The organism is Rhizobium leguminosarum, from assembly GCF_002953715.1.
Classification (GTDB): Bacteria; Pseudomonadota; Alphaproteobacteria; order Rhizobiales; family Rhizobiaceae; genus Rhizobium; species Rhizobium leguminosarum_V.
Genome location: NZ_CP025013.1, coordinates 26,321 through 40,323, shown reverse-complemented (window position 1 = coordinate 40,323; position 14,003 = coordinate 26,321). Strand labels below are relative to the sequence as shown.

Sequence of the window (14,003 nt, the reverse complement as noted above, 5' to 3'; positions counted from 1 at the left end):
CCGCCTCAATCCTTGACCATCAGTCTGCGCGGCACATTGGCGAAGCACTCGACACCGCTGTCGGTGATGAGGATGCTCTCGGTCGTCTCGAAACCCATGTCGTCGAGCCAGAGACCGGTCATGAAGTGGAAGGTCATGCCGGGCTTCAGCTCCGTCCGGTCGCCCGGCCGCAGGCTCATGGTGCGCTCGCCCCAGTCCGGCGGATAGGAAAGGCCGATCGGGTAGCCGGTGCGGTTATCCTTGACGATCCCGTATTTCTTCAGCACCGCGAAGAAGGCGTTGGCGATATCCTCACAGGTATTGCCGGGTTTGGCGACCGCAAGACCGGCTTCCATGCCCTCCAGCGTCGCCTTTTCGGCGTCGAGAAAGGCCTGCGTCGGCTTGCCGAGGAAGACGGTACGCGACAGCGGCAGGTGATAGCGATTGTAGCAGCCGGCGATCTCGAAGAAGGTGCCCTCGCCCTTCTTCATTGGCCGGTCGTCCCATGTCAGATGTGGTGCGGATGCTTCGACGCCGGATGGCAGCAGCGGCACGATCGCCGGATAATCGCCGCCGATGCCGTCGACGCCACGGGTGCCGGCATCATAGATTTCCGCGACCAGATCGCACTTGCGCATGCCGACCTCGATCTTGTCGAAGATGCGGGCGTGCATCGCCTCGACGATGCGGGCGGCGTTGCGCATATAGCCGATCTCGGTCTCGCTCTTGACCGCGCGTTGCCAGTTGACGAGGGCGGTCGCGTCGACGAAGCGCGCATTCGGCAGGTGCTTCTGCAGCGCCGCAAAGGCCGCCGCCGAAAACCAGTAATTGTCCATCTCGACGCCGATCGTCAGCTTGCCGAAGCCGCGCTCGGTCAGGATGCCCGAGAGGTAGTCCATCGGGTGGCGCTCGGTCGATTGCACATAGTGATCGGGATAGCCGACGATGTTGTCGTGCTTCAGATAGGCGGTGAACTTGGCACCGTTGGCATCCTGGCCGCGGCCGAACCAGATCGGCTCGCCCTGCGGCGGCACGATCACCGCTTGGTGCACGTAGAAGGACCAGCCGTCATAGCCGGTCAGCCAAGCCATATTCGACGGATCGCTGACGATCAGCAGATCTACGCCCTTCGCCTCCATGGCACGCCGTGTCTTTTCCAGCCGCGCGGCATATTCGCCGAGCGAGAATTTGAGTTTGGGCTGGGTCATGTTTCTTCCCTTCTTTTCCGGCGCCGCGCCGGTCAGCTTTCGAACGTGGTCCCGGCATTCGCCGCGCCGGCGCGGGCAAAGGCAAGCGTGGCGATGGCAGTGTCCTGGATGCCGGTCCCGGTCAGGTCCGCAATGGTGATCTGGTCGTTGCGCGTTCGTCCCGGCGTCCGGCCGGCAACGATCTGGCCGAGCTCGGCAAAGACCGCATCGCCTGCGGCCAGCCCGGCATCGATTGCGTGATGCAATTCGCCGAGGCGCCGCGTCTGCTTCAAGCTGTCGGCGACGTAGAGGTCGGCACCCGCAATGGCGGCCGGATCGATTTCGTTCTTGTGCTCCGCATCCGAGCCCATGGCCGTCAGATGCTGTCCGGGTTCCAGCCATCCGGCCTCGATGATCGGGATTTCCGACGGCGTGGTGGTGACGATGAGATCAGCGCCGGTCATTGCACCTCTGGCGTCCGCTATCGCGATGACGGGAAACCCGAGCTTTGCGGCCAATTCGGCTGCCACGCTTTGCGCCTTGGCGGCATCGCGCGCCCATATCTTCGCCTCGCGGATCGGCCGGACCAGCGTCAGCGCTTCAAGTTGCAGTCGCGCCTGCATGCCCGCGCCGAAGATCGCGGCCACGGATGCATTTTCCCGCGACAGATGTTTCGCCGCGACAGCGCCGGCTGCTGCGGTGCGCACGTCGGTGAGATAGCCGTTGTCCAGCAGCAGCGCCTGCACCAGTCCGGTTCGGCTCGACAGCAGCACCATCATGCCGTTGGTGCTCGGCAGACCAATCTTCGGATTGTCGAAGAAACCGGGGCTGATCTTGATTGCGAAGCCCTCGATGCCGGGCACATAGGCGGTCTTCACGTCGACTTCGCCCCGATATTCCGGAATGTCGAGCCGCAGGATCGGCGGCATGGCGACAGCCTTGGTCGCAAGCGCTGCGAAAGCCTCCTCGATGCAAGTGACCGTATCCCGGTCAAGCCCGATGACTTTCCTCAGTTCCGCTTCCGTCAGAATGCTCATCCGGCTCATCGCCCCTCCTCGCCGTCGAGCGGCTGCGTAGCGCTGATCACCCGCCGGTGCTGCTCCATGTCGACATTCGCCCCGGACAGGATCGCGACGATGGGACCGCCGCCGTTGATTTTTCCGGCAAGCAGCGCGGCGATGCCGACCGCGCCCGCGCCCTCGACGATCTGGCGTTCGGCCGCATAGGCATGACGCATGCCGGCGGCGATTTCCGCCTCGGTCAGCAGGATGACCTCGTCGAGAAGTTCGCGGCACATGGCAAAGGTCACGCGATTGTCGAGGCCAATGCCGCCGCCGAGCGAGTCGGCAAGGCTCGGCATTTCATCGACCTGCACCGGCTGCCCCGCATCGAGGCTCGCCTTCATTGCAGCACCCTTCTCCATCGTCAGGCCGATGACCTTGGTCTTCGGACTGATGCCTTTGACCGAAGCGGCAACGCCGGCCGCAAGGCCGCCGCCCGAGAGCGGCACCAGCACGATTGCCGCCGCCGGCAAGGCGTCGATGATTTCAAGCCCCAGCGTCCCCTGCCCGGCTACGACATCCGGATGGTCGAAGGGCGGGACCATCACCAACCCCTCCTCGCGGACCAGTCGGTCAACCTCCTGCTGCGCCTCGTCCTGCGATAATCCGACGATGCGGACATCGGCACCGAGGCGGCGGATTTCCAAAACCTTGTTCTCCGGCACCAGCCGCGACATGCAGATGGTCGCGACAGCACCCTCCGCCTTTGCCGCATAGGCAAGCGCCCGGCCGTGATTTCCGGTCGAGGCCGCGACGACGCCGCGCGAGCGCTCGGCCGGCGACAAGGAGAGCACCGCATTGGTTGCCCCGCGCAGCTTGAAGCTGCCGGTCGTCTGGTGATGCTCAAGCTTGAGATGGACTGGGACGCCGACCAATTCGCCAAGAGAAGCGGACTGCACCATCGGCGTGCCGATCACGCGGCCGGCAATCCGGCCCGCCGCAGCGCGGATATCCTCCAGCGAAACGGGCAAGGTGCTCACCATGATCTCAGCCTTCCCGATAGGGCTTGGTCATCAATTGACCGAGTTCGGGCCGCGCCCGATCATCGCCGCAAAGCCGCAGGCAAGCCCAGGCGGTCGCGAGATTGCTAGTGACCACCGGCTTGCCGATTTCAGCCTCGATCCGGGCCGCGACCTCTGCTGCCCGCACCGCCGTACAGGAGATAAACAGCGCGTCCGACTGCGGCGCCAGCGCCTGGCGCGCGAAGGCAAGGATCTCGTCCGGCGCGATCCGCGCCATCTCGCGATCATCGGTCAGGCCGAGACAGGTGAAGCGGTCGATCGCAAAGCCAAGCTCCGCGAAATAGTCCGCCATCGGCCGGCTTGTCTCGATCGTATAGGGCGTCAGCACCGAAATCCGTCTGGCGCCCAGCGCCTTCAGGCCGGTCACGGCGGCAGCCGTTGGTGTCACGACGGGAACGCCGGGCTTGGCCGCATGAATCGCCGCCTCGATGTTCCGGTCGCCGATCACCACCGAGGCGGAGGTGCAGGAATAGACGATGGCATCGAGCGCCTCGTCCGGCAGGATCAGTGCCGCACCTTCCGTCAGCGACGGCTGCATCCTCAACAGGTTTTCCGGTGTGACCGGATTGGCATAATGGATGCGGCTGGCATAGACGCCGAGGCGATCGCCGGCGACCATACGCCGGAAGTCGACTTCCGTCGTATGGTCCGTCGCGAGGATGACCAAGCCGATGCGCTTTTCCAGCGGCCGTTCCTCCAGCCGCGGCGGCCGGCCGGCAGCGATGATCTCGATCTCTACGGTCATGGTCAGTCATCCATCCTGGCGTAGCGTTCCTCGAGCCAGCGCAATCCCACCACCGAGATCAGGCTGATGACGAGGAAGAAGATGCCGACCAGCGTCATCGGCTCGATGTAGCGGTAGTTGCTGTTGGCGATGCTCTTTGCCTGGTTCATGAGTTCGAGCACGGTGATCGCCGAAAGCAGCGGTGTCTCCTTGAACATGGCGATGAAATAATTGGCGAGCGCCGGGATCATCGGCGGGATCGCCTGCGGCAGGACGACGTGGATCCAGGCCTGGCGCGTCGACAGATTGGTGGCCTTAGCCGCCTCCCATTGTCCGCGCGGCACGTTCTCGATGCCGGCGCGATAGACCTCGGCCGTATAGGTCGCATAGTGGATGCCCATGCCGATGACGCCTGCGACCAGCGGCGCCAGCCGGATGCCGATATCCGGCAGCACGTAGAAGATGAAGTAGAGCTGCACCAGCAATGGCGTGCCGCGGATGAATTCCGAGACGAAGGCGACCGTCCTGGAAATGCCGGCGACCGGTGAGCGCCGCGCAATGGCGAGCCCCAGGCCGACGATCATGGCGACGGCAGCCCCGAGGATGGTCGCGAGAAGAGTGATCTTGAACCCTTCGAGAAGGGTCGGCATGATCTGCCAGACGAAGTCCCAATCCCATTCCATCTGATCAGGTCCTTATGCCGTCGAGGCTGCGCGCCATCCGCCGCTCCAGCCAGCGCATCGTCGCGGAGATCGCCGAGGCCATGAGAAAATAGAGGATGAGGATCGTCGCGAAGGGCACCAGCGTATTGCCGGTCTGCGCCCGCACTACCTGCGCCTGGAACGTCATATCCGTCAGCGAGATCAGCGAGACGACGGCCGTGCCCTTCAAGAGTTCGATCGCATTGTTGCAGAAGGTCGGCAGCATCAGCGGCAGCGCCTGCGGCAGGATGACGTGGCGCATGCGCTGGTACCGCGAAAGGTTGAGCGCGATGCAGGCTTCCGACTGTTCGCGCCCGACAGCCTTGACGGCGCCGCGCACCACCTCCGCCGCATAGGCGCCGACATTCAGCCCGAGCGCCAGCACGCCCGCCTGTAGCGGCGTCAGGGTCAAGCCCGCAAAAGGCAGCACGAAATAGACCCAGAAAAGCTGGACGAAGATCGAGGTGCCGCGGAAGAACTCGATATAGGCCGTCGCCAGAGCCCGCACGGCGAAGAAGCGCGACAGGCGGCCGAGGCCGGCCAGGAAGGCCATCACCAGCGCCAGCGCAGACCCCATGATCGTCAGTTCGAGCGTCACCAGGGCGCCCTGAAGGATCAGTGTCAGATAGCCGGACCATACGGACATCGGCAACTCGCTTCCTAGAGCATATCGCGCAAAACTGTGCAGCGGTTTTGCGATAACGACATGCGTAAAAACAAGGACCTAAAGCGCGAGGAGCGAATCTGAAAGATCGCGACGCGCTTTAGGAGATCGTTCGGGGACAATCCGGTCATGCCGATGGCATGGCCGGCTGCTTACCCTTTGTTACTTCGCCGCGGCGCAGAGCTTGTCGCGGCTCGTCGACATTGCGGCCTTGGCCGAGAAGCCGTAGGGCTCGATGATCTTGGCGAATTCGCCGGATTCCTTCAGCTTCTTCAGCTCGACATCGAAGGCGTCGCGGAGCGCAACGTCCTGCTTGCGGAAGGCCGCGCCATCGCAATAGACCGGGGCATTGACGACAGGGGCGACGGTCTCGAGATCGGGATCGTTTGCCTTGGCCATCAGATCGTGGATCGACAGAACCGGCAGCGAGTAGACGTCGATGCGGCCGTCCTGCAGCATCTTGATGCCGCTCTGGCCATCCGGAACGACGATGACGCGATCACGCGGCACGCCGGCCTCGAGCGCCAGCTTCTCCTCGGTACCGCCGCCCGGCGCGCCGATCTTGGCGTCCGGATTGTCGGCGATGTCCTTGTAGCTCGTCAGCTTCAGCGGGTTGCCCTTCTTGAGAGCGAAAGCTTCGGCGTCGCAAAGGATCGGTTCGGAATAGGCGACGGCATTGCAGCGCTCGGGCTTCATGAAGAGACCTGCGGTGATCGCGTCGTGGCGGCCGGCCTGCAGGCCGGGGATCATTGCGCCATATTCCGAGATCGAGGCAACCACTTCCTTGACGCCCAGCTTTTCGAAGATTGCGCGCGCCACATCGGGTGCAGCCCCGGACACCTTGCCATCGGCGCCGACAGCGGTGAACGGTGGCTCGTTGGCGATGGCGATACGCGCAAAGCCCTGCTCCTTCAGCTGCTCGAGCTTGTCATCGGCGGCGGAGGCCGGGGCGGCCGCTGTGACCAGAAGCACCGACAGGCTGGCGGCGCTCAAAAGATATCTTATTTTCATCGTTCCCAACTCCTCTGATTTTCCTTGAGTTTTGTTCTTGCGGGCAATGTCTGAGGTCAGATGCGGTGCCCCGCCGCAATGATCTTGCGCAGGAAGGTCTGCGTCCTCTCCTGCGTCGGATTGCGAAAGATGTCGCCCGGCTTGCCTTCCTCGACGATCTTGCCGCGATCGAAGAAGAGCACACGGTCGGCGAAATCATGGGCGAATCCCATCTCATGCGTGACGAGAAGCATGGTCATGTCGGTCTCGGAGGCGAGCCGCCGCATGACGTTCAGCACCTCCTCGACCAGTTCCGGGTCAAGCGCCGAGGTCACCTCGTCGAACAGCATGATCTTCGGCGACAGCGCCAGCGCCCGGGCAATGGCGACGCGCTGCTTCTGCCCGCCGGAAAGCTGCGCCGGAACGCTCTTTGCCTTGTCGGCCAGGCCGACCATGTCGAGAAGCTCCATCGCTCGCTTTTCGGCCTGCGGCCGCTTGATGCCTTTCGTCAGCATCGGCGCCAGCGTCACGTTGTCGAGCACGCATTTATGCGGGAACAGATTGAAATGCTGAAACACCATGCCGATCTTTTCGCGCATCCGATGCAGATGCCGTTCGTCGGCCGGCACCAGCCCACTGCTACCAGGCATATGGTAGAGCTGTTCGCCGTCGACTTCGATATGGCCACCGCTGATCGTCTCCAGCGTCATCAGAATGCGCAGGATCGTCGTCTTGCCGGAGCCGGATGGCCCGATCAGCGCCAGCTTCTCGCCCGGCATGACATTCATCGACAGGCCGTCGAGCACGGTCAGCGGGCCGTATTTCTTGACGATGTTGTCGATGCGGATGATGGGCGGAAGCATTCATGTCTCTCCCTGTTGAGACAAGCAATGTCCTAACGATGACGGCCCATCAAAATCATGTCAATTCGTAAAATAATATCATGACAATTATTCTGCGCACGCTCAAATACAAGGCAGCGGCATCAGATCGCAAGCAGCAGCTCTTCCGGATTTCCTTGCGCCAATGAGGCGACGATGCCAAGCCCGGTCCGCAACTCGCTTTCCGTTGTCGAACCCAGCGAGATGCGCACGGCCGGCGTCCAGCCCTGATCGGTGGTGTGGAACGATTTGCCGGGCGCGATCGCCACGCCGCGCAGCCTTGCCTGCGATACGAACCCGTCTTCCGTATGGTTGCCGGAGAGCGGCAGCCAGACGTGCAGGCTTTGCGGATGCGCCCGGTATGGCAGGCCGGCCAGCATCTCCGCCGCAATCGCGTGCCGGCTCAAAAGGGCGCGGCGCTGCCAGTTGACCAGTTCCATCGCCGTGCCGTCGCTGACCCAGCGGGTGGCGATCTCGGCCATGGCAGGCGTCGCCATCCAGTTGGAGACGAGATGCCGGTTGGCGACGGCGGCGACATAGCGGTCAGGCGCGGTGAGATAGCCGATCCGCAGGCCGGGAACGGTAATTTTCGTGAAGCTCGTAACGTAGAGTGTCCGGTCCGGCGCAAACGCGGCCATCGGCGGCGCACGACCCTCGACCATCGGGCCGAGAATATCGTTTTCGATGATGGCGATATCATGCTTGGCAGCGACGGTGGCGAGCGCCTGCCTGCGCTCCGCGCTCATCAGCGCCGCCATCGGGTTGATCACCGAGGGCTGCAGGAAAATGGCCCGGATCGGTCCCTTTCGGCAGGCTTCGTCCAGCGCTTCGGGGATCATGCCCTCCTCGTCGATCGCCAGCCCTTCCAGGTGCAAACCGAGATAGGTGGAGAGCGGAACGAGCGTATGATGGCTGATCGCTTCGGTCGCAACCGTCGAGCCGGGCGGGGCGACGCTCATCAGGGCCACCGTCATGCCTGATGTCGCTCCGTTCGTCACGCTGATGTTCAGCGGCGACACCTCCAACCCGCAGCGCGCCAGCCATTCCGTGGCGACTGCGCGGTGGCGCGGAAACACCATGTTCGGCCTGAACGAAAGGGCCGAGCTGGAAGGCAGGTTTTCCGAAAGCCAGCCAAAGGCTTGCCGCAGCCTTTCCAAATGGATCTGCTCGCAGACCGGCTTCAGGATCGACAAATCGATCACCTCGCCCAGCCGTTCCGGCAGGTAGGGCGGCTCCGGCTCGCGCGGCCTGGTCTGAACGAAGCTGCCGCGCCCGATCTCGCCTGATATCAGCCCCCGGCGGATCAGCTCGTCATAGGCGCGGCTGACCGTCTGCACGGAAAGATGCAGATCGTCCGCCATCTTGCGATGCGGCGGCAATTGTGTGCCGTCGGTGAGCTTGCCGTCGGTGATCGCGTTTGCGATCTGTTCGGCAAGCGAAAGATAGGCCGGACGGCGAAGTTGCGAGGGATCGGGGCGCCACTTTGTCATGATTTCAACACTGCTGAAAATCAGTTCAATTGACAATGCAAAAATGCGCTCCCATTGTCTTTTCCCTGCGTTTGAAATGATTTCTTCTTAAGAAGGCACCATGAAGCTCGACGCCATCGACCTGCGCATTCTCGACGCCGTCCAGCGCGACGGCCGCATCACCAAGCTGGCGCTGGCCGAAAAGGCCGGACTGTCGCCGACGCCGTGCTGGATGCGGCTGCGCAAGCTCGAAAAGGCGGGCGTCATCACCGGCTATCACGCGCGCATCGCGCCGCGGCGGATCGCACCGGTCGCCAGCGTGATGATGGAAGTGACGCTCGCCAACCATCGCCAGGCGGATTTCGAGCGCTTCGAGCGCGCCATCAGCGCAATCCCGGAGATCGTTGCCTGCTGGTCGGTCGGCGGCGGCGTTGATTACATCCTGAAAATCATCGCACCCGATATCGACGCCTATCAGCGGCTGGTCGATGGGCTTCTCGACCGCGAACTCGGCATCGACCGCTACTTCACCTACATTGTCACCAAGACAGTGAAGGAGGAAACCGTCCTTCCGGTCTCTTCCTTCACTGCCGCCGGCGAAGAACAGACCGCGCCGTAGACAATCTCTCTGCCAGGCCGCCGTCCTTTAGACCATCTCTCTCTTTTCGCATCCGCCAACAGACAATCTCTCGCCCGCTCCTATGGAAGACTGACGTCAACCGCCACGAGGAGAATGGACATGACCGCCGTTTTTGCCCGCCCCGCCTATCATGACGCGCTGTCGCGGCTTGGCGACCGTCATCTCCTGCGCGATCTCGCCTATGTCGGCGGCCGATGGATCGCCGGCAAATCAGGGAAAAGTTTCGAGGTCACAGATCCCGCCTCATCGACGACGTTGGCCTGGGTTGCAAGCCTTGGCGCCCATGAGACGGCGGTGGCGATCGATGCAGCGGCAGAGGCTTTCGCCGGTTGGCGCGCGATGCTGCCGCAGAGCCGCGCGGCGATCCTACGCAAATGGTTTGAGCTGATTCTTGCGGCCAAAGAGGATCTGGCGCTGATCATGACGCTCGAACAGGGCAAGCCGATCGCGGAATCGCGTGGCGAGATCGATTACGCCGCCTCCTTCGTCGAATGGTATGCCGAGGAAGGCAAACGGCTGAACGCCGAGAGCGTCACCAGCCATTTGCCCGGTGCGGAAATGATCGTTCGGCGCGAGGCGCTCGGCGTCGTCGGCATCGTCACGCCCTGGAATTTCCCCTCTGCCATGCTCACCCGAAAGGCTGCCGCAGCGCTGGCCGCCGGCTGTACGGTCGTCGCCCACCCCTCCTCCGAGACGCCGCTTTCGGCACTTGCGCTTGCCGAGCTCGGCGAACGGGCGGGCATTCCCGCCGGCGTCTTCAACGTGGTCACCGGCAATGCCGCAACGATCGTCGGGCGGATGTGCACCGACACCCGCGTGCGCGCCATGAGCTTTACCGGCTCCACCGGGATCGGACGGCTGATTGCCGCCCAGTGCGCGACGACCCTGAAGCGGCTGGTGATGGAACTCGGCGGCCACGCCCCGCTGATCATCTTCGATGACGCCGACATATCAAAGGCAGTCGAGATCGCCGTCAACGCCAAGTTTGCCACATCAGGCCAGGATTGCCTTGCTGCCAACCGCATCTTCGTCCAGCGGCGGATCGCCGATGGCTTCGTCAAGGCCTTCGCCCACCGCATTGCCGAACTGAAGGTTGGTGCGGGGCTTGAGGATGGCGCCGAGATCGGGCCGCTGATGCATGAACGCGCCGTCGCCAAGGTCGAGGAGCAGGTCGCCGACGCGCTGGCGCATGGCGCGCGGCTCGTCACCGGCGGCAAGCGCCACAAGGCCGGCCGGCTTTTCTACGAGCCGACGCTGCTGACCGATGTGCCGGCGGATGCGCTGATCATGCGTGAGGAGACTTTCGGGCCCGTGGCGGCGGTTACCACTTTCGACACGGAAGAAGAGGTCATCACCCGCGCCAACGATACCGAATATGGCCTCGTCGCCTATATCGTCACAGAAGACGGCGCCCGCCAGATGCGGCTCGGCCGTGCGCTGGAATACGGCATGGTGGCGGTCAACAGGGTGAAGATCACCGGCGCTCCCATTCCCTTCGGCGGCTGGAAACAGTCCGGCCTCGGCCGCGAGGGGTCACGCCATGGGCTCGAGGCCTTCACCGAGCTCAAATATCTCTGCATCGACACGGCCGCCTGAGCCGCCCCATTTCAAGAAAGAGGCTAGACATGCTCGACAGAAGCAACGAACTCACCGCCTGGGACCGCGATCACTTCTTCCACCCATCGACCCATATGGGCGGGCATGCGCGCGGCGAGACACCGACCCGTGTCGTTGCCGGCGGCGAAGGCGTCTACATCACCGACACGACAGGCCGCAAAAGCCTCGACGCATTCGCCGGCCTCTATTGCGTCAATGTCGGCTACGGCCGCCAGAAGATCGCCGATGCGATCGCCGAACAGGCGAAGAACCTCGCCTATTACCACGCCTATGTCGGCCACGGCACGGAAGCCTCGATTACGCTGTCGAAGATGATCATCGACCGCGCGCCCGCCGGCATGAGCCGCGTCTATTTCGGTCTCTCCGGCTCGGACGCCAACGAGACCAACATCAAGCTCATCTGGTACTACAACAACATCCTCGGCCGTCCGGAAAAGAAGAAGATCATCTCGCGCTGGCGCGGTTATCACGGCTCCGGCGTCATGACCGGCAGCCTCACCGGCCTGGCGCTCTTCCATAATGCCTTCGATCTGCCGCGGGCGCCGGTGCTGCACACCGAAGCACCCTATTATTTCCGCCGCCCCGACCGGTCGATGAGCGAGGAGCAGTTCTCGCAATATTGCGCCGACAAGCTCGAGGAGATGATCATCGCCGAAGGCCCGGAAACGATCGCCGCCTTCATCGGCGAACCCATCCTCGGCACCGGCGGCATCGTGCCGCCGCCGAAAAGCTACTGGCAGAAGATCCAGGCCGTGCTCGACAAATATGACATCCTGCTCGTCGCCGATGAAGTCGTCACCGGCTTCGGCCGTCTCGGCACGATGTTCGGCTCGGATCATTACGGCATGAAGCCGGACCTGATCACCATCGCCAAGGGGCTGACCTCGGCTTACGCTCCCCTTTCCGGCACGATCGTTTCGAACAAGATGTGGCAAGTCCTGGTGCAGGGTTCCGATCAGTTGGGGGCGATTGGTCACGGCTGGACCTATTCCGCCCATCCGATCTGTGCCGCCGCAGGCATTGCCAATCTCGAACTGATCGACGAACTCGGCATTATCGAGAATGCCGGCACCACCGGCGCCTATTTCCGTTCGGAACTCGCAAAGGCGGTCGGCGGCCACCGCAACGTCGGCGAAGTCCGCGGCGACGGACTGATGGCGGCAATCGAATTCGTCGAGGACAGGGACGACCGCATGTTCTTCGATGCCGGCCGCAAGATCGGTCCGCAAGTCGCATCCGCCCTCCTCGAACGAGGGGTCATCGGCCGCGCCATGCCGCAAGGCGACATTCTCGGCTTCGCCCCGCCGCTCTGCCTGACACGCGAGGAGGCCGACATCGTGGTCAAGGCCGCGGCGGATGCGATCGAAACCGTCTTCAAGAACATCTGAGGGAGAAGAGCGGTATGACGATCCCGGAAACGATGGCGGCCGTATTGCTCACCGGCCATGGCGGGTTGGACAAGCTCGTCTATAACAGGGAGGTGCCCGTCCCGAGACCCGCGGACGGCGAGGTTCTGATCCGCGTCACGGCCTGCGGCATGAACAATACCGACGTCTGGGTCCGCCAAGGCGCTTACGGCACCGAGGACGACCCGTCCGCCGTCTCCACATGGCGCAGGCAAGGCAATACGCTGACATTCCCGCGCATTCAGGGCACAGATACGGTCGGCCATATCGTCGGCGTCGGCGCCGGCGTTAATCCGGCGCGCATCGGCGAACGCGTCATGGTCGACTTCTCGATCTATAACCGCGACGACGACAGCCTCGCCGACATTGATTACATGGGCCATGGCCGCGACGGCGGTTATGCCGAATACATGGCACTGCCGGCCGAGAACGCCCATGTCGTCGCAACCGATCTGACCGACGTCGAACTCGCCACCTTCTGCTGCGCCTATCTGACCGGCGAACGCATGGTTGAACGGGCAAGGCTTGTCGCCGGCGAACGCGTCCTCGTGACCGGCGCCTCGGGTGGCGTCGGCTCGGCGATCATCCAGCTCGCACGGGCCCGCGGCGCCATCCCGATCGCGGTCGCAGGTCCTGGCAAGGAGGCGGCGATGCTCGATATCGGCGCCGAGGCGGTGGTGACCCGCGGCAAGGGCGATCTGGTCGAAGCCGTCCATTCCGCCAGCCGTGGCCAGCCGATCGATGTCGTCGCCGATCTCGTCGGCGGACCGCTGTTCAACGATCTCCTGAAGATCCTGCGCCCCGAAGGCCGCTACACGACAGCCGGCGCCATCGCCGGCCCGGTCGTTCAGCTCGATTTGCGGACCATGTATCTGAAGCAGCTGGAACTGCACGGCTCGAGTCAGGGAAGCCGCGCCGACTTTCGTCGGATCGTCGGCTATATCGAAAGCCGGAAAATCCGGCCTCTCGTTGGCGGCGTCTATCCGCTGTCGGAATTCCACCGCGCGCAGACCGATTTCATGGCGAAGAACTTCGTCGGCAAACTGGTCGTGGTTCCCGACGCGAAATGATCCTTGCTTTCGCGGGCGAACCTTATCGGGTTTGCAGCGTTTCACGGGCATGGAAAATCATGATGGCACCGGGCTTTCGCTGCGTCGGAATATTTCGCAGCAATGCGACGACATCCTTCCCGCGCCCTCATTCGAGGAGGCGGAACGGTCGTTTGCGCTAAAAGGTCGCTGATGCCAGCCTCCGCCACCACGAAACACCTGACGTCCATTGAACTTGGAAGAATTCGGCGCGCCGTCGGCATAGCGCGCCTGATGGATACCGCGGTCAGATTGCCTGTCATCGGCGTGCGTATCGGCGCCGACTCAATTCTCGGCCTTATCCCGGCCGTCGGCGACATTGCCGGATCCCTGATCGGTCTTTTCATCATCGATGAGGCAAGACGCCTCGGCATTCCCACCCACAAGCTCGCACGCATGGCCGTCAATCTCGGGATCGACGCCGCCGGCGGGACGGTTCCGCTGCTTGGCGATCTCTTCGACGTCTATTTCAAATCTCATCGCCGAAACGTCGGCATCATTCTCGACCACTTTGGGATCAGCGAAGATGAGCTGAACCGGCGCATTTAACGAAGCCTGTCGCCTTGCACGTCTG

General features: G+C 63.2%; 14 protein-coding genes. 5 read left to right on the top strand and 9 right to left on the bottom strand.

Annotated features, from left to right (window positions below; genetic code table 11):
• Window positions 1–5 precede the first annotated feature (5 nt).
• From doeA to CUJ84_RS24445, 9 genes are all read right to left on the bottom strand, one after another.
• The gene (doeA, locus tag CUJ84_RS24485) at window positions 6–1,187 is read right to left on the bottom strand and encodes an ectoine hydrolase DoeA (protein ID WP_105008327.1); all 1,182 of its coding nucleotides are present in this window, start codon (window positions 1,185–1,187) and stop codon (window positions 6–8) included.
• A 32-nt stretch (window positions 1,188–1,219) separates the two neighbouring features.
• Entirely contained in the window at window positions 1,220–2,212 is a 993-nt protein-coding gene (eutC, locus tag CUJ84_RS24480; protein ID WP_105008326.1) for an ectoine utilization protein EutC, read from the bottom strand.
• A complete protein-coding gene (eutB, locus tag CUJ84_RS24475; RefSeq protein ID WP_105008325.1) occupies window positions 2,209–3,210 on the bottom strand; it encodes a hydroxyectoine utilization dehydratase EutB in 1,002 nt (333 codons plus the stop codon). Before eutB ends, eutC begins: the two co-directional genes overlap by 4 nt.
• A gap of 4 nt (window positions 3,211–3,214) precedes the next feature.
• A complete protein-coding gene (gene eutA / locus CUJ84_RS24470; protein WP_105008324.1) occupies window positions 3,215–3,994 on the bottom strand; it encodes an ectoine utilization protein EutA in 780 nt (259 codons plus the stop codon).
• Window positions 3,995–3,996: 2 nt separating this feature from the next.
• Complete coding sequence (gene ehuD, locus CUJ84_RS24465) at window positions 3,997–4,656, bottom strand: ectoine/hydroxyectoine ABC transporter permease subunit EhuD (RefSeq protein ID WP_105008323.1); 660 nt, start codon at window positions 4,654–4,656, stop codon at window positions 3,997–3,999.
• A gap of 4 nt (window positions 4,657–4,660) precedes the next feature.
• Window positions 4,661–5,320, bottom strand: a complete 660-nt coding sequence (gene ehuC / locus CUJ84_RS24460; RefSeq protein ID WP_105008322.1) for an ectoine/hydroxyectoine ABC transporter permease subunit EhuC — start codon at window positions 5,318–5,320, stop codon at window positions 4,661–4,663.
• A gap of 180 nt (window positions 5,321–5,500) precedes the next feature.
• The gene (gene ehuB / locus CUJ84_RS24455) at window positions 5,501–6,349 is read right to left on the bottom strand and encodes an ectoine/hydroxyectoine ABC transporter substrate-binding protein EhuB (protein ID WP_105008321.1); all 849 of its coding nucleotides are present in this window, start codon (window positions 6,347–6,349) and stop codon (window positions 5,501–5,503) included.
• A 56-nt stretch (window positions 6,350–6,405) separates the two neighbouring features.
• On the bottom strand, window positions 6,406–7,191 hold the full coding sequence (ehuA, locus tag CUJ84_RS24450) for an ectoine/hydroxyectoine ABC transporter ATP-binding protein EhuA (RefSeq protein WP_105008320.1): 786 nt from the start codon (window positions 7,189–7,191) through the stop codon (window positions 6,406–6,408).
• Window positions 7,192–7,313: 122 nt separating this feature from the next.
• On the bottom strand, window positions 7,314–8,699 hold the full coding sequence (locus tag CUJ84_RS24445) for a PLP-dependent aminotransferase family protein (protein ID WP_105009149.1): 1,386 nt from the start codon (window positions 8,697–8,699) through the stop codon (window positions 7,314–7,316).
• A 100-nt stretch (window positions 8,700–8,799) separates the two neighbouring features.
• Between CUJ84_RS24445 and CUJ84_RS24440 the strand changes: the two genes are divergently transcribed.
• The 5 genes from CUJ84_RS24440 to CUJ84_RS24420 all read left to right on the top strand — a co-directional run bounded on the left by CUJ84_RS24440 (window position 8,800) and on the right by CUJ84_RS24420 (window position 13,978).
• On the top strand, window positions 8,800–9,297 hold the full coding sequence (locus CUJ84_RS24440; RefSeq protein ID WP_105008319.1) for an Lrp/AsnC family transcriptional regulator: 498 nt from the start codon (window positions 8,800–8,802) through the stop codon (window positions 9,295–9,297).
• 120 nt (window positions 9,298–9,417) lie between these two features.
• A complete protein-coding gene (locus CUJ84_RS24435) occupies window positions 9,418–10,914 on the top strand; it encodes an NAD-dependent succinate-semialdehyde dehydrogenase (protein WP_105008318.1) in 1,497 nt (498 codons plus the stop codon).
• 29 nt (window positions 10,915–10,943) lie between these two features.
• Window positions 10,944–12,323, top strand: a complete 1,380-nt coding sequence (locus CUJ84_RS24430) for an aspartate aminotransferase family protein (RefSeq protein ID WP_105008317.1) — start codon at window positions 10,944–10,946, stop codon at window positions 12,321–12,323.
• 14 nt (window positions 12,324–12,337) lie between these two features.
• Complete coding sequence (locus CUJ84_RS24425) at window positions 12,338–13,411, top strand: alcohol dehydrogenase family protein (protein ID WP_105008316.1); 1,074 nt, start codon at window positions 12,338–12,340, stop codon at window positions 13,409–13,411.
• A gap of 171 nt (window positions 13,412–13,582) precedes the next feature.
• The gene (locus CUJ84_RS24420) at window positions 13,583–13,978 is read left to right on the top strand and encodes a DUF4112 domain-containing protein (protein WP_105008315.1); all 396 of its coding nucleotides are present in this window, start codon (window positions 13,583–13,585) and stop codon (window positions 13,976–13,978) included.
• Window positions 13,979–14,003 lie beyond the last annotated feature (25 nt).